The 16,867-nt window shown below is 68.0% G+C and carries 10 protein-coding genes; 1 reads left to right on the top strand and 9 read right to left on the bottom strand.

The features are described from left to right. Window positions 1–140 precede the first annotated feature (140 nt). The 9 genes from ABZ281_RS10685 to ngcE form a co-directional block, all read right to left on the bottom strand. Complete coding sequence (locus tag ABZ281_RS10685) at window positions 141–1,640, bottom strand: amino acid permease (RefSeq protein ID WP_356654121.1); 1,500 nt, start codon at window positions 1,638–1,640, stop codon at window positions 141–143. Between the two features lie 160 nt (window positions 1,641–1,800). Continuing rightward, on the bottom strand, window positions 1,801–3,732 hold the full coding sequence (dxs, locus tag ABZ281_RS10680) for a 1-deoxy-D-xylulose-5-phosphate synthase (protein ID WP_356654119.1): 1,932 nt from the start codon (window positions 3,730–3,732) through the stop codon (window positions 1,801–1,803). 192 nt (window positions 3,733–3,924) lie between these two features. Next, window positions 3,925–5,217: a sugar ABC transporter permease gene (locus ABZ281_RS10675; protein WP_356654117.1), complete on the bottom strand. Its 1,293-nt coding sequence runs from the start codon at window positions 5,215–5,217 to the stop codon at window positions 3,925–3,927. Continuing rightward, window positions 5,214–6,005, bottom strand: coding sequence for an ATP-binding cassette domain-containing protein (locus ABZ281_RS10670; RefSeq protein WP_221755181.1), 792 nt, complete (start codon window positions 6,003–6,005; stop codon window positions 5,214–5,216). Before ABZ281_RS10670 ends, ABZ281_RS10675 begins: the two co-directional genes overlap by 4 nt. A 160-nt stretch (window positions 6,006–6,165) precedes the next feature. After that, window positions 6,166–7,275: a substrate-binding domain-containing protein gene (locus ABZ281_RS10665; RefSeq protein WP_356654123.1), complete on the bottom strand. Its 1,110-nt coding sequence runs from the start codon at window positions 7,273–7,275 to the stop codon at window positions 6,166–6,168. Window positions 7,276–7,409: 134 nt separating this feature from the next. Further along, window positions 7,410–8,621: an ROK family transcriptional regulator gene (locus tag ABZ281_RS10660; protein WP_356654115.1), complete on the bottom strand. Its 1,212-nt coding sequence runs from the start codon at window positions 8,619–8,621 to the stop codon at window positions 7,410–7,412. Between the two features lie 576 nt (window positions 8,622–9,197). Further along, window positions 9,198–10,121 carry a carbohydrate ABC transporter permease gene (locus ABZ281_RS10655; RefSeq protein ID WP_356654113.1) on the bottom strand — a complete coding sequence of 308 codons (924 nt, stop codon included), beginning with the start codon at window positions 10,119–10,121 and terminating at the stop codon, window positions 9,198–9,200. Between the two features lie 3 nt (window positions 10,122–10,124). Then, window positions 10,125–11,051 (bottom strand): sugar ABC transporter permease, encoded by a 927-nt coding sequence (locus ABZ281_RS10650; RefSeq protein WP_142158443.1) that lies wholly within the window; start codon window positions 11,049–11,051, stop codon window positions 10,125–10,127. A 42-nt stretch (window positions 11,052–11,093) separates the two neighbouring features. Beyond that, window positions 11,094–12,548: an N-acetylglucosamine/diacetylchitobiose ABC transporter substrate-binding protein gene (gene ngcE, locus ABZ281_RS10645; RefSeq protein WP_356654111.1), complete on the bottom strand. Its 1,455-nt coding sequence runs from the start codon at window positions 12,546–12,548 to the stop codon at window positions 11,094–11,096. A 368-nt stretch (window positions 12,549–12,916) separates the two neighbouring features. Between ngcE and ABZ281_RS10640 the strand changes: the two genes are divergently transcribed. After that, window positions 12,917–16,714 (top strand): GH92 family glycosyl hydrolase, encoded by a 3,798-nt coding sequence (locus ABZ281_RS10640; RefSeq protein ID WP_356654109.1) that lies wholly within the window; start codon window positions 12,917–12,919, stop codon window positions 16,712–16,714. Window positions 16,715–16,867 lie beyond the last annotated feature (153 nt).

Below are 16,867 nucleotides of genomic sequence, written 5' to 3'. Positions count from 1 at the left end.
GGGGTGTCCGCCCGCAGCGTTTGGCGCGTCAACGGACGGTCAGTCCGTATCCGGCCCCATCGCGCCGTTCCGAGGACGGCCCCCCCCGGCGCGGACCCGACCCACCACCCGGCGAGAAGGCGCCCCCAGCCCGGCGGAGCCTAGGCGCTCGGCTGTTCCTCGCCCGCTTCGCGGCGTGCGAGACGGCTGTGAGTACGGCCGTACAGGAAGTAGACGAGGAAGCCGACGGCCATCCAGATGCCGAAGCGGACCCACGTCTCGGCCGGCAGGTTGATCATCAGCCACAGGGAGGCGCACACCGACAGGATCGGAAGGACCGGCACCCACGGCGTGCGGAAGGACCGGGGCAGGTCGGGGCGGCTCTTACGCAGGATGATGACGCCGATGGCGACGACCACGAAGGCGAACAGCGTGCCGATGTTCACCAGCGCGGCCAGCTCCGTCAGCGGCGTGAACCCGGCGAGGACCGCGATGATCACGCCGAGCAGGACCGTCGGCCGGTGCGGCGTCTTGAACCGCGGGTGGACGTGCGAGAAGAACCGCGGCAGCAGCCCGTCCCGGCTCATCGCGAAGAACACACGGGTCTGCCCCAGCAGCAGGATCATGCACACCGTCGTGAGGCCGACCGCGGCGCCGAAGCTGATGAAGCCCGCGTACCACGGATGCCCGGTGGCCTTGAAGGCATCGGCGAGCGGGGCGTCGACGGACAGCTCGCTGTAGTTCTGCATGCCGGTGACGACGATCGACACGAGGACGTACAGCGTCGTACAGATGACGAGGGAGCCGAGGATGCCGCGCGGCATGTCGCGCTGCGGGTTCTTGGTCTCCTCCGCGGCCGTGGCAACGACGTCGAAGCCGATGAAGGCGAAGAACACGACCGAGGCGGCGGTGAAGATGCCCATCACGCCGAAGTTGGAGGGTGCCCAGCCGAACATGAGCTGGATCAGAGGGGAGTCGAGACTCGCCCCGGCCTCCACGGGCTGCTCCTTGGGGATGAACGGGTCGTAGTTGTCGGCCTTGATGAGGAACGCGCCCGCGATGATCACGACGAGGACGACCGTCACCTTGATGGCGACGACGATCGACGTGATCCGCGCGGACAGCTTCATGCCGACCACGAGGATGCAGGTGAGGACGAGGACGAGCGCGGCGGCGAGGATGTCGAAGCCGAAGACGTCGGCGCCTTCGCGGCTGCCGAGGGCCGCCGGCATGTTCCAGCCCGCGTTGTCCATGAGCGACTGGATGTAGCCGGACCAGCCGACGGCCACCACCGCCGTACCGAGCGCGAACTCCAGAACCAGGTCCCAGCCGATGATCCAGGCGGGCAGTTCACCGAGGGAGGCGTACGAGAACGTGTAGGCGGACCCGGCGACGGGGACCGTGGACGCGAACTCGGCGTAACAGAGGGCGGCCAGGGCGCAGACGACGCCGGCCGCCACGAACGCCAGAGCCGTGGCCGGCCCGGCGTTGTTCTTGGCGACCGTTCCGGTGAGAACGAAGATGCCGGTGCCGATGATCACACCGACGCCGAAGACGGTCAGATCCAGCGCGGACAAGGACTTCTTGAGCGCGTGCTCTGGTTCCTCGGTGTCGAGGATGGACTGCTCGACCTTCTTCGTCCGGAAGAGGGTACTACTCACGGGGTTACCTCCCACGCTCGTCGTCCTCGACATGATCGAGAGGTGGCACCGTTCGTATGCCCCGGCACGGGCGGATTCACGCCAATGGGCCGGTTGCACCACCCTCATGGTGGGGAAACCGGCCCATCTCGGACCCGTTCGGCCGCGTCAGTCGGCTACTTCAGTCGCGCGCGCTCTCCACCGACTCCACGGCATCCGCCGCACTGCGCTCGAAGCGTCCGTCCAGCTTGGCGACCAGCCCGGTCACCTGCCGGGCGATGTCCGGCGCGGTGAGACCGATCTCGGCCAACACCTCGGCACGCGAGGCGTGGTCGAGGAAGCGCGGCGGGATGCCGAAGTCCCGCAGCGGCACGTCGACACCGGCGTCCCGCAGCGCCTGGGCGATCGCCGAGCCGACGCCACCGACGCGGCTGTTGTCCTCGACGGTGACGACCACGCGGTGCTGCTCGGCGAGCGGGGCCATGGCCTCGTCGACGGGCTTGACCCAGCGCGGGTCGACGACGGTCGTGGAGATGCCCTGCTTGTCGAGCAGGCCGGCGATCTCCAGGCACATCGGCGCGAGGGCGCCGACGGAGACCAGCAGGACGTCCGGCCGGTCGGTCCCGGGCTCGCGCAGCACGTCCATGCCGCCGACACGCCGCACAGCGGGCACGGCGGGGCCGACGGCGCCCTTGGAGAAGCGGACCACGGTCGGCGCGTCGTCGACGGCGACGGCCTCGCGCAGCTGGGCGCGGACCTGGTCGGCGTCACGCGGCGCGGCCAGCCGCAGTCCGGGCACGACCTGGAGGATCGACATGTCCCACATGCCGTTGTGGGAGGCGCCGTCGGTGCCGGTGACCCCGGCCCGGTCGAGCACGAAGGTGACGCCGCACTTGTGCAGGGCCACGTCCATCAGCACCTGGTCGAAGGCACGGTTGAGGAAGGTGGCGTAGACGGCGAAGACCGGGTGCACGCCGCCCGTGGCCAGGCCGGCCGCGGAGACGGCGCCGTGCTGCTCGGCGATGCCGACGTCGTAGACGCGTTTGGGGAAGCGCTTGGCGAACTTGTCCAGGCCCACGGGCTGGAGCATGGCGGCCGTGATGGCGACGATGTCCTCGCGCTCCTCGCCGAGCTTGACCATCTCCTCGCCGAAGACGGACGTCCAGTCGGCGCCGGAGCTGGCGATCGGCAGGCCGGTGTCGGGGTGGATCTTGCCGACGGCGTGGAAGCGGTCCGCCTCGTCCTGGAGGGCCGGCTGGTAGCCGCGGCCCTTCTCGGTGAGGCAGTGCACGATGACCGGCCCGCCGAACCGCTTGGCCCTCGCGAGCGCGGACTCCAGGGCCTCCAGGTCGTGCCCGTCGATCGGCCCGACGTACTTCAGGCCGAGGTCCTCGAACATGCCCTGCGGGGCGATGAAGTCCTTCAGCCCCTTCTTGGCGCCGTGCAGGGTGTCGTAGAGCGGGCGTCCGACGACGGGCGTGCGCTCCAGGACCTCCTTGGTGCGGGCCAGGAAGCGCTCGTAGCCGTCGGTGGTGCGCAGGGTCGCCAGGTGGTTGGCGAGGCCGCCGATGGTCGGCGCGTAGGAACGCTCGTTGTCGTTGACGACGATGACGAGCGGGCGGTCCTTCGCGTCGGCGATGTTGTTCAGCGCCTCCCAGGCCATGCCGCCGGTCAGCGCGCCGTCCCCGATCACGGCCACGACGTGGTCGTCACGCTCGAGGATCTGGTTGGCCTTGGCGATGCCGTCGGCCCAGCCGAGGACGGTCGAGGCGTGCGAGTTCTCGATGACGTCGTGCTCGGACTCGGCCTGCGAGGGGTAGCCGGACAGGCCGCCCTTCATCTTCAGCTTCGAGAAGTCCTGGCGGCCGGTGAGCAGCTTGTGGACGTAGGACTGGTGGCCGGTGTCCCAGAGCACCTTGTCCCGGGGCGAGTCGAAGACCCGGTGCAGGGCGATGGTGAGCTCCACCACGCCGAGGTTGGGGCCGAGGTGACCGCCGGTCTTGGAGACCGCTTCGACAAGGAAGCTCCGGATCTCCTCCGCCAGCTGGTTCAGCTCCTCCAGGTTGAGCCGGTCCAGATCGCGCGGTCCCCTGATACGGGTCAGCAGCGGCACCCGTGCCTCCTTGCAGTAGAGCTGTTGCCGGGCTTGCCGAGTCTAATGTTCCGCCGCGGTGGAAGGTGTCCGGGCGGTGCGTCATACGTCACCCGATCTGCCGTACCCCGCTACGGCCCGCTCTACGACACGGCTGCGCCCGGCACCGCCATGGGTGCCGGGCACAGGTTCCGGTAACGGAGGTCGACGGTGTCAGGCGCGACCCGCCGTGCGCTGCGTCTTGCGGGTGACCGAGTCGATGACCACGGTCGCCAGCAGCACGCCACCGGTGATCATGTACTGGACGGGCGCGCCGGTTCCCTGAAGGGCCAGGCCGTACTGGATCGACGTGATCACCATGACACCGAGCAGGGCGTTCCAGATGCGGCCGCGCCCGCCGAAGAGGCTGGTACCGCCGATGACGGCCGCCGCGATGACGTTCATCAGCAGGTCGCCGGCGCCGGCGCTCTGGTTGGCGGCCGCGATCTTGGAGGCCCAGAACAGGCCTCCGACCGCGGCGAACAGGCCCGCGAGGGCGAACACCGAGACGCGGACGGCGACGACGTTGATGCCCGCGCGGCGGGACGCCTCGACGCTGCCGCCGAGTGCGAACACCTTGCGGCCGTACGGGGTACGGCGGACGAGGAAGTCCATGGCGACCAGGACGACGAGGAACAGCAGCAGAGCCAGGGGCAGGCCCTTGTACTGGTTGAACATGATCGCGGCGGCGAAGGCGACGACGGCCAGCAGACCGGTGCGCAGCAGGACGTCGCTCAGCGGCCGGGACGGGACGCCGGCGGCCTCACGGCGGCGGCTGTCGAGGAACGCCGAGACGAAGTAGCCGGCGACGGCGAGCGTCGCGAGACCGTACGCCGCGGCGACGTCGGAGAAGTAATGCGTGGTCAGCTGCCCGACCACGCCGTCGCTGTCGATGTTGATCGTGCCGTTCTGGCCCAGCAGTTGCAGCATGAAGCCGTTCCAGAACAACAGCCCGGCCAGGGTGACCGCGAAGGCCGGTGCCCCGATCCTCGCGAAGAAGAAGCCGTGCAGGGCGCCGATCAGCGCACCGCCGACGACGGCGATCAGCAGAGCGAGCCATTCGTTCACCCCGTGGCTGACGGAGAGAACGGCGAAGAGGGCCCCGGAGACACCGCTGACCGAGCCGACCGACAGGTCGATCTCCCCCAGCAGCAGCACGAAGATGATGCCCACGGACATCATGCCGGTCGCGACCATGGCGACGGAGATGTCGTTGAGGTTCTTCGCGGACAGGAAAGCCGGGTTCAGGCTCTGGAAGATGACGCAGATGACGACCAGGCCGACGACGACGGGAATCGAGCCCAGGTCACCGCCGCGGATCTTGCGCTTGAACTCGCCGAGGTAGCCGGCGAAGCCCTGCTCCCGGACGAGCAGCCGGGGGTCGACGGCGGTGTCGGAACCGGCGGCGGCCTCGGGGTTCTCCACGGCGTGCTCGTCGGTGGGTGTGGAGGTCTTGTCGATGCTCACTTCTGAGCCTCCCCGTTGCTGCGCGCCGCACGGCGGGTCACGGCGTTGTCCGTGGCACCGGTGATGGCGGAGATGATCTCTTCCTGCGAAGTCGACTTGACCTCGAAGACGCCGTTGTTGCGGCCGAGGCGCAGTACGGCGACCTTGTCCGCGACGGCCTTGACGTCGGCCATGTTGTGGCTGATGAGGATCACGGCGTGGCCGCGCTCGCGCAGCCTCTCGACCAGGTCGAGGACCTGTGCGGTCTGCTCGACGCCGAGGGCGGCGGTGGGCTCGTCGAGGATGACCAGCTTCGGCTCACCGAGCATGGAACGGGCGATGGCCACGGTCTGGCGCTGCCCGCCGGAGAGTGAGGCGATCGGGATACGGACGCTGGGGATGCGGATCGACAGCGTCTGCAGCAGCTCGCGGGAGCGGCGCTCCATCTCGACCTCGTCGAGGACACCGCGCCTGCGGACCTCCCGGCCGAGGTAGAGGTTGCCGACGACGTCGATGTTGTCGCACAGCGCGAGGTCCTGGTAGACGGTCGCGATGCCGAGGTTCTGGGCGTCGTGCGGCTTGTTGATCTGGACGGCCTTGCCGTCCCATTCGATGACGCCCTCATCGATGGGGTGCACGCCGGCGATCGTCTTGACCAGCGTGGACTTTCCGGCTCCGTTGTCGCCGACCAGGGCGACCACTTCACCGGCGTGGACCTCAAGCTCTACGTCGGTGAGCGCCTGGACGGCACCGAATCGCTTGGAGACCCCGCGCAACGCCAGCACGGGCGTAGCGGACACGTGAACCATCTCCTTCGCCGCCTGACCCGGCGGGAGGTTGTTGCAGAAGAGTGAGAAGGGTTCCACCCGGCGCCCCGCCTAGCTTGCGGGGCTGGTGAGTGCGGGGCGCCGGAGGAGCTGTGCGCGCTCGTTCCGCGGGCCGTGTGGCCCGCGGGAGTCGCGGGACCGCCTACCTGAGGCCGAGCTTGTCGCAGGCCGCCTTGAACTTACCGGTGCAGATCTCGTTGACGGTGTAGACGCCGTCCTTGATCACGGTGTCCTTGATGTTCTCCTGGGTCAGCGAGACGACCGGGACGAGGACGGACGGAACACCCTTGGTGGTGGGGCTGTCGACCTTGTCCTTGGCGACGGAGTCGAGCGACTCGCCGTGGGCGAGCGCGACGGCCATCTTGGCGGCGGCCTCGGCCTCGGGGGCGTACGGCTTGTAGACGCTCATGTACTGCTCACCGGCGACGATGCGCTGCACACCGGCAAGCTCGGCGTCCTGGCCGGTGACGGGCGGCAGCTTGTCGAAGCCGCCGGCCTTCAGGGCGGTGATGATGCCGCCCGCCATGCCGTCGTTGGCGGAGTAGACGCCGACGATCTTGTCCTTGCCGAGGGCGGAGATGGCGCCCTCCATGTTCTTGTTGGCGTTCTCCGGCTTCCACTCCTTGGTGTCGTACTCCTTGCCGATCTTCACCTTGCCGTCGAGCACGGAGTGGGCGCCCTTCTTGAACAGGGCGGCGTTCGGGTCGGTGATCGACCCGTTCATCATGACGATCTGCCCGTCCTTGGCCTTGTCACCCAGGGCCTTCAGCAGGGCCTCGCCCTGGGTCTTGCCGACCTGCTCGTTGTCGAACGAGGTGTAGGCGTCGATCGGGCCCTCGGCCAGGCGGTCGTAGGCGACGACCGGGATGCCGGCGTCCTTGGCCTTCTTCACCGAGTTGGCGATGGCCTTGGCGTCCACCGCGTCCACGATCAGCACGTCCACCTTGTTGGTGATCATGGTCTCGACCTGCTGGTTCTGGACCGTGGCGTCCTGCTTGGCGTTGGCGTAGACGACCTCGCCCTTGTTGTTCGTGAGCTCCTTGATCTGCTTCTCGATCAGGACCCGGTCGAACTTCTCGTAACGCGCGGTCTGGTTCTCCGGCAGCAGGAGACCGACCTTGATGTTGTCGCCCTTCTTGGCGGCCGCGTCCTTCGAGGAGTCGCTACCGCCATCGGCCTCCTTGGCGCTGCCACAGGCGGCGAGGGACACGGCCATGGCGGTGGCGGCAACAGCAACGGCGGCGTGGCGCATACGCGTGTTCACTTCTAGAAACCTCCCTGACGAGGCCGCGACGTTGCGGCCGAGGTGGCTGGAAGTCAACTCGGCCACACGTGCGACGTCAAGAAGTAAATCCTTAACGAGATGGCAACGGTGCCATCCGTTCTCTAAGTGAAGGCAGGCGTGACTGCCTGCAGTGCGCCGGGAGCAGTTCCGTCCAGAAGGGTCGAATCGCCCATCTCACTGAGGGCGAGGGCGAGCGCTCCGAGCACCTCCGCACGGCCACCGAGGGCACCGGGGAGAACGGACAACTGGCGTGCCGCACTGGGGATGGCGTAGCGGCCGACAGACTCCCGAATCGGCCCGAGGACCAGCTCACCGGCCTCGGCGAGATCACCGCCGAGGACCACGCGGCTCGGGTTCAGCAGATTGCAGAGGTTGGCCACTCCACTGCCGATGTGGCGGCCGACGTCGGCGATCACCCGACGGCAGCCCGGGTCTCCGTCCCGTGCGAGCCGTACGACGCCTTCCATGGTCAGATCGGTGCCGTGACTGGACTGGAGGAGCGGGAGCACGTAACGCGCGGCCGCGAAGGTCTCCAGGCAGCCGCGGTTTCCGCAACGGCAGACCGGGCCGGATTCATCGAGTGTAATATGTCCGATTTCTCCGGCGGTACCGCCGGGGCCCCGGTAGATCTTGCCGTCGATCACCAGGCCGGCGCCGACACCGCTCGCGACCTTGATGTACGCCAGGTCGCGCACGCCTCGGCCGCCGCCCCAGACCATCTCGCCGAGGGCGCCCAGGTTGGCGTCGTTGTCCACGTGCACGGGGACGCCGAGGCGGCCGCGCAGCTCCTCGGCGGGCTTGGTGCCGGTCCATCCCGGGAGGATGGCGGTCGAGCCGAGGGTGCCGGACTCGACGTCGATGGGGCCGGGGACGCCGAGGCCGACGCCGGCGATCTTGGAGCGGTCCACCCCGGTGGCCTCGATCAGGCGGGTGACCAGCTGTTCCGCGCGGTCGAAGCCCTGGGTGGACGAGGCGTCCACGTCCAGGGGCTCGGATTCCTCGGCCAGGACCTGGTGGGCGAGGTTGCCGATGGCGACGCGGAGGTGGGTGTGGCCGAAGTCGACGCCGATGACGATGCCGGCATCGCCGCTCAGCGACACGCTGCGGGCGCGGCGGCCGCCGGCGGAGGTCGGGGTGACCTCGACGGTGCCGCCGTCCTTCAACTCCCGGACGATGTTGGAGACCGTCGCCGCGGACAGACCTGTCGTCCGCGCGATCTCGGCCTGGGTGAGGGAGCCCGCCAGGCGCACGGCACGTACGACCCGCTCCAGGTTGGCTCGGTGCAGCGACGACTGCGACCCCGGAGTCTCCACGACGACCTCCTGCGCACGGGGCCGCTTCGATGAGGCCCCGTCTATGTCCAACTAGTGAACTCTAAGCTGAGCCGTTCGGGTTGCCTCCCGTCAAGAGGTTGAACTGATTCCGGGGTGTGAGCATGTCGTCGCGGACGGCTACGCGGGGGCTGCGCGTGACGCCGGGTGGTGGGGGTGCGCGTTCGTCACGCCTTCGCAGTGGGTATCGGTCGGTGCCGCGCCGGGGGGGTGGGCCGTCCTCGGAACGGCGCGATGAGGTCGGATACCGGCTAACCGTCCGTTGACGCGCCGACCGCTGCGGGCGGACACCCCCCGGCACGGCCCCTTCTCGCCGTACGCGGGTGCGGGAGCGCCGTGGCTCGCCCCCGGCTGCGGGTATGCGCAGCCGCCTGGCTGCGGGCATGCGTGCCGCAAGGGGCGGCACGGGTGGGCGCAGCGGCACCCCGCACCGCCGGGTTGCGGACCCCCGGCCCCAGCACCGACACGGTGGCACCCCTCGACGCCGGGTCGCAGGCCCGCCCGGCCCCGGCACCGGCGCCGAGTCGTGGGTACCGGCAGTACCGTGGCTCGGCTGCGCTACTTCAGCGCCCCCGCCGTCAACCCCTGCACCACCTGCCGCTGGAAGACGATGTACGCCGCCAGCACCGGCAGCATCGCCATCACGAGGCCCGCGAAGAGGCCCGACCAGTCGCCCTTGTAGCCCTGGCTGACGGCCAGCTGGACCAGGCCCTGGGTGAGGACGCGTTTGTCGGGGTCGGTGTTGAGGACCGTGGGGAGCATGTACTGGTTCCACTGGCCCAGGAAGTTGAAGATGCCGACGCTGATCAGGCCCGGCTTGGCCATGGGCAGCATGATCTGGAAGAACGTGCGGCTGTGGGACGCGCCGTCCACGAAGGCCGCTTCGGCGATCGACGTCGGCAGGGTGCGGAAGAACGCCGTCAGGAAGAACACCGTGAACGGCAGCGAGTAGGCGATGTAGACCAGGATCAGGCCGTGGATGGTGTTCAGCAGGCCCATGTTGTTCACGACGTAGAACAACGGGACCAGGGCGAGCATGATCGGGAAGCTCATGCCGCCGATGAACAGGAAGTAGATGAAACGGTTGCCCGGGAATTCGAAACGGGCCAGGACGTAGGCCGCCATGGAGCCCAGGACCAGGGTTCCGATGAGCGAACCGCCGACCACGAGAACCGTGTTGAGGAAGTAGTCGCTCATGTTGGCCTGGGTCCACGCCCGCGACCAGTTGTCGAAGTGCAGGGAGTCCGGGAGCGACCAGGGGGAGCTGAAGATGGAGCGGTCGTCCTTGAAGGACGTCATGACCGCCCAGAGCAGCGGCAGGACCACCATGAACGCCCAGATGACCAGGACGCCGTGGGAGAAGACGTTGAGGACGGTGCCCTCTTTCTTCTCCTTGGGGGATGCGGGCGGCGGGACGTCCGTCTTGGTGATCGGCGCGCCGGACTCGGCCGGGAGCGGGGCGGGGGTTTCGGTCGTCTTCATCGATCAGTACTCCAGCCGCTCGCGACGGCCCAGCCGCATCACCACGGCGGCGAAGGCCAGCGTGACGACGAGCAGGGCGACACCGATGGTGGTGGCGTAGGCGGCCTGGCCGTCGCGGAACGCCTTCTGGTACACGTACAGGACCATGACGGTGGTCGAGTAGTCGGGACCGCCCGGGCCGGTCGTCATGATCTGTACGACCGCGAACGACTCGGCGCCCAGGGCGAGGATGCCCATGTAGACCCAGCCGGACTGCACGGTGTCCCAGAGGAGGGGCAGGGTGATCCGGAAGAACGTGGTGAAACGGTTGGCGCCGTCCAGCAGGGCCGCCTCGTACATGTCCGCCGGGATGGAGGCCATGCCGGCGGAGAAGAGGACCACGAAGAAGCCGACCGTGGACCAGACGAGGACCGCCATCACCGCCCAGAGGGCCAGATCGGGGTCACCCAGCCAGAGGGGCTGGACATCGCCCAGGCCGATGCCGCGCAGGAGCGAGTTGATCGCGCCGCTGTCCGGGTTGTACGCGAACGCGAACAGCAGCGCGACGATGGCGATCGAGAGGACCTGCGGGAAGAAGTAGACGATTTTGTAGAAGGAGGAGCCTCGGACACCGGTGACGACCGGGCCGTTTCTCCGTTTTCTACCGCCTACGTTGATCATGAAGGCGAAGAACAGCGCCAGGCTGATCGTCACCACCGGCAACAGGAGGGCGAACAGCAGGCTGTGCTGCAACGACTTCCAGAAGATGTCGTCGTCGAGCATCCGGCTGTAGTTGTCGAAACCGACCATCTTGAATTCGGGACTCAGGCCGGTCCAGTCCGTGAACGAGTAGTAGATGGACTGGATGAACGGCCAGACCACGAAGAGCGCGTACAGTCCCAGGGGCAGAGCTAGGAAGCCCACGATGAACCGGTACTTGCCGTGCTGCATCGCCACTCCGGTGCCGTTGCGGAATTGGGTTTCCGGTTGCTGTTACTGGTGCTTGTAGTGCTTGATGGAGTCGTCCTTGGCGGCCTCGTCGGCGAATCCCTGGATCTTTTTGATGGCTTCCGCCGGGGTGAGGCGGCCGGCCATCATCTCGCCCAGACCGGACACCCCGATCTTCTCCTTCTGCAACTGCACATACCAGTCCTGGAGACGGGGATTCACCACGTTCTCGCCTGCCTTGTCCAGCGCCGCGACGCCGGATTTGAGGCCAGGGGTGAGGGAGATGCCGTCGGTGCCGCCGTCGTACGCGGTCAGCGACTTCACCTTGCCGGTGAAGTTCTTCGAGGAGGCCTCGCTGAGCATGATGCGCAGCTGCTCCATGCCGCCGGACGCGTTCTTCGCCTTGGCCGGGACGATGAAGGGCTCGCCGCCGGAGGCCCAGATGGTGCCGAAGGGCATCTTGTCGGAGGAGTCGAGGCCGGTGGGCGCGGAGACGGCCAGGTTGAAGTCGTCGGGGATGACGTTGGCCGACTCGTTCTCCACCCAGGAGCCGTTCGGGATGAACAGCGCCTTGCCCTCGGCCCAGGCGGTCTGCGACTGGATGTGGTCCAGGCCCGGGGTGCCCTTGAGGACGTAACCCTTCTTGTAGAGCTCGTAGTACGCCTCGAAGCAGGCCTTCACGGCCGGGTGCTTCCAGGCGTTCGGCTCCAGGTTGTCGATCGCGTCGAGGACCTCGCGGCCGCCGACCTTGCCGATCATCGGGTAGAACGAGAACGGGATGTAGTACGGGTATTTGCCCGCGTACGTCCAGCCCGCCATGCCCTTCTTCTTGGCCTTCGCGCAGACCGCGAGCATCTGGTCCCAGGTCTCCGGGTACTGCTCGTCGAGCGAGTCCAGGGCCTTCTGCGAGTACCAGACGCCGTACACCGTGTAGGCGTAGTACAGGATCCAGACCTTCTCGCCGTCGAACTGGCCCATCTCCACGATGCCGGGGCGCAGCGTGTCGCGGACCTTCTTGTTCGGGTCGTCGTAGGAGGGCGCGTCCAGGAGCGGGGTGAGGTCGGTGAGCTGGTCCTTGCCGACCAGGACGCCCATGTCCATCTGCTCGGCGCCGGAGTTGTCGATGAGGTCCGGCGGGGTGCCCTGGTTGAAGCGGGGCTGAAGCGTGGACTGGATCTTCTGGGTGGCGGAGAACTTCACCTTCACCTTGGGGAAGTTCTTCTCGTAGATCTTCACGGCGTCCTCTGCGTACTCCTTGCCGAAGCCGCCGTCGAACAGGACGAATTCCATGCCGGCCGTGTCGTTGACGGCGAGCGGGTTCTTCGCGGACTTCTTGCCGGCCTTGGCCTTGTCGCCGCTGTCGTCGCCGCCGCTGCTCGCGCAGGCGGACAGGAAGCTCATGGTCGGGACGGAGATCAGACCGAGCGCGGCCGACCTCTTGATCAGATCGCGGCGGCCGACACCTTCGGTGCCGTGGTTCTCGGCGGAAGTGGATCCCATGCTCAAGTCCTCGCCTTCTCCAGGACTCAGGCGGTGAACGGGATCCTTCCCGGCACCGCGATCGGGTCAAGCTGGGTCGTGCAGGAAAGTGCGGGTGGTGACGTGCGGATCGCGTGAATCGCCCGACAGGTATAGTCCACTTCCCGCCAGCGGATCAAGATCGAACACAAGGTTGGCCGTGGGTCTTATCCGAGTTGAGACCTCGCGGAAGTATGAGCGGCCCGTGGGTGCTCCGCCGGAAATATCCCGGTCGGCGCGCCCGAATGCCACAGGCAACACCCTTGACACCCCCGGCCACTTGGGCAGCTACTGGTCCTTGCGCATCGAAGGTGACAACGTTGTCCACTGCGCAGGGAGGGTACCCGTTGATGCAGCGGAAAGCTCGGCACAGATGGGGTTCGGCGGTCGTGTCGGCGACCGCCTTCGCTTTGGCCCTGAGTACACAGGGCGTCGCGGTCGCACGGCCCGAAGCCACCGAGAGCCCCGACCGGGAGTTCGCTTCCTCGTTCGAGGCGGACGACCCGGTTCCGGACTGGCTGAACACCGTCGACACCACCCCCGTCGGCGGCAAACGGGCCTCGGGAGTCGACGGCGGCTACAGCAGCGGCATACCGGGCAACGTGACCGACCAGGTCACCGACGTCCGGGCCAGTGCCGAGAACACGGGCGGCGGCGAGGTGAAGGAGAACCTCGTCGACGGCGAGCCGAGCACCAAGTGGCTCGTCTTCGAGCCCAGCGGCTGGGCCGAGTTCGACCTGGACAAACCAGTCAAACTTGTGCGTTACGCGCTGACGTCGGCCAATGATCACGATGAGCGTGACCCGAAGGACTGGACCCTGAAGGGCTCCACCGACGCCAAGGACTGGAAGACCCTGGACACCCGCTCCGGCGAGTCCTTCTCCGAGCGCGTCCAGACGAAGACGTACGACCTCGCCGAGCCCGGCGAGTACCGGCACTTCCGGCTGGACGTGAGCGGGAACAACGGTGGCGACATCCTCCAGCTCGCCGATCTCCAGCTGTCCACGAGCGGCGCCGACGGGCCCGTCCCGCAGGACATGCTGTCGCTCGTCGACCGGGGCCCCAGCGGCTCCCCCACCGCGAAGGCGGGCGCCGGGTTCACCGGAAAGCGCGCCCTGCGTTACGCCGGCCGGCACACCGCCGAGGGCCGGGCGTACTCGTACAACAAGGTCTTCGACGTGAACGTGGCCGTGGGCCGGAACACACGGCTGGCCTACCGCATCTTCCCGTCCATGGCGGACGGTGACCTCGACTACGACGCGACGAACGTCTCCGTCGACCTCGCCTTCACCGACGGCACCCACCTGAGCGATCTGCGCGCCACCGACCAGCACGGCTTCCCACTGACCCCGCAGGGGCAGGGCGCGGCGAAGATCCTCTACGTCAACCAGTGGAACGACGTGGAGGCGCGGATCGGGTCGGTCGCGGCCGGGAAGACCGTGGACCGGATCCTGGTGGCCTACGACTCCCCCAAGGGCCCGGCGAAGTTCCGGGGCTGGCTGGACGACGTGAGCATCGAGTCCGTCGCGCCCGAGCGGCCGAAGGCGCATCTGTCGGACTACGCGGTGACGACCCGGGGCACCAACTCCAGCGGCGGCTTCTCCCGGGGCAACAACTTCCCGGCGACGGCGGTGCCGCACGGCTTCAACTTCTGGACACCGGTGACCAACGCGGGTTCGCTGAGCTGGCTGTACGACTACGCACGTGCCAACAACGCGGACAATCTGCCGACGATCCAGGCGTTCAGCGTGAGCCACGAGCCGAGCCCCTGGATGGGCGACCGGCAGACCTTCCAGGTGATGCCGTCCCTCGCCGCCGGCACTCCGGAGCTGGGCCGGAAGGCCCGGGAGCTGGCTTTCCGGCACGAGAACGAGACCGCGCGGCCGTACTACTACGGGGTGCGGTTCGAGAACGGGCTGAGGGCCGAGATGGCGCCGACGGATCACGCGGCGGCGCTGCGGTTCACCTACCCCGGCGACGACGCGAGTGTCCTCTTCGACAATGTGACCGACCAGGCGGGGCTGACCCTGGACAAGGAGAACGGGGTCGTCACCGGCTACTCGGACGTGAAGTCCGGGCTGTCCACGGGGGCGACCCGGCTGTTCGTCCACGGCGAGTTCGACAAGCCGGTGAGTGAGGGTTCGTCGGCCGGTGTGAAGGGTTATCTGCGCTTCAAGGCCGACGACCGGACCGTCACCCTGCGCCTGGCGACCTCGCTGATCAGCCTCGAGCAGGCCAAGGACAACCTCCGCCAGGAGATCCCGGAGGGCAGGTCGTTCGAGGCCGTCAAGAAGGGCGCCCAGCGGCAGTGGGACCGGCTGCTCGGCAAGGTCGAGGTCGAGGGCGCGACCCCCGACCAGCTGACGACGCTCTACTCCAGCCTGTACCGGCTGTACCTGTACCCGAACTCCGGTTTCGAGAAGGTCGGCGGGAAGCACCGGTACGCCTCGCCCTTCTCTCCCATGCCGAACCCGGACACCCCGACGCACACCGGCGCGAAGATCGTCGACGGCGAGGTGTACGTGAACAACGGCTTCTGGGACACCTACCGGACGACGTGGCCGGCGTACTCGTTCCTCACTCCGTCCCGGGCGGGTGAGCTGGTCGACGGGTTCGTGCAGCAGTACAAGGACGGCGGCTGGACCTCGCGCTGGTCCTCCCCCGGCTACGCGGACCTCATGACCGGCACCTCGTCGGACGTGGCGTTCGCGGACGCGTACGTCAAGGGCGTCGACTTCGACGCGAAGACGGCCTACGAGGCGGCCGTGAAGAACGCCACGGTCGTACCGCCGAACTCGGGTGTCGGCCGCAAGGGCATGGCGACCTCCCCCTTCCTCGGCTACACGAGCACCGAGACGCACGAGGGCCTGTCCTGGGCGCTGGAGGGCTGTCTCAACGACTACGGCATCTCCCGCATGGGCCGAAAGCTCTACGAGGAGACGGGTGAGCGGCGCTACAAGGAGGAGTCGGAGTACTTCCTGAACCGCGCCCGGGACTACGTGAACCTCTTCGACGCGAAGGCCGGGTTCTTCCAGGGCCGGAACGCCGAGGGCGACCGGCGGGTGGAGTCCTCGAAGTACGACCCGCGCGTGTGGGGCCACGACTACACCGAGACCAACGGGTACGGCTACGCCTTCACCGCCCCGCAGGACAGCCGGGGTCTGGCGAATCTGTACGGCGGACGCAAGGGCCTCGCCGACAAGCTCGACGCGTACTTCTCCACCCCGGAGACCGCCTCCCCCGAGTTCGTCGGCTCGTACGGCGGGGTCATCCACGAGATGACCGAGGCGCGGGATGTCCGGATGGGCATGTACGGGCACTCCAACCAGGTCGCCCATCACGCGATCTACATGTACGACGCGGCCGGGCAGCCCTGGAAGGCGCAGAAGAACGTCCGCGAGGTGCTGTCCCGGCTGTACACGGGCAGCGAGATCGGGCAGGGCTACCACGGAGACGAGGACAACGGCGAGCAGTCGGCCTGGTTCCTGTTCTCGTCGCTCGGCTTCTACCCGCTGGTGATGGGCGGCGGCGAGTACGCGATCGGCTCTCCCCTGTTCACCAAGGCGACCGTGCATCTGGAGAACGGGCGCGAGCTGGTGGTGAAGGCACCGCGGAACAGCGCGAGGAACGTCTACGTCCAGGGGCTGAAGGTCAACGGCCGGACCTGGACCAAGACCTCGCTGCCGCACGCTCTGGTCGCCAAGGGCGGTGTCCTGGAGTTCGCCATGGGCTCGCGACCGTCGTCCTGGGGCACGGGCGAGCACGCAGCGCCCGTGTCGATCACCCGCGACGACGAGGTGCCGGCGCCCCGTGCGGACGTGCTGAAGGGTGACGGCGCCCTCTTCGACGACACATCGGCGACGGACGCCGCGGTGACCTCCGTGGACCTGCCGGTCCAGAAGGGCGCCGAGGCGGTCCAGTACACGCTGACCTCGTCGGCGGACCGAGCGAAGTCACCGGCCGGATGGACGCTCCAGGGCTCCTCCGACGGCACCACCTGGCGGACGCTGGACCGGCGCTCCGGGGAGTCCTTCACCTGGGACAGGCAGACTCGCGCGTTCTCCGTGAGGTCGCCGGGTACGTACGAGAAGTACCGCCTGGTCCTCGATGGCGAGGCCACGTTGGCGGAGGTCGAACTGCTCTCCTGAGCAACTGAGTTGGGGGTCCGATGCCGCTTCCCGTGCCCGTCCTGCCCGAGGGTGTCGACCCGGCCTGACTGCCGCCCGCCGCCTTCCGGGCCATCTTCGACGTGCGCAGCAGCGCGTAGCCCGCGGCGCCGTACTGCATGCGCTGGGTGCGCC

The sequence above is a fragment of the Streptomyces sp. NPDC006265 genome (assembly GCF_040613555.1).
Classification (GTDB): Bacteria; Actinomycetota; Actinomycetes; order Streptomycetales; family Streptomycetaceae; genus Streptomyces.
This window is presented reverse-complemented; position numbering and strand designations above follow the sequence as displayed.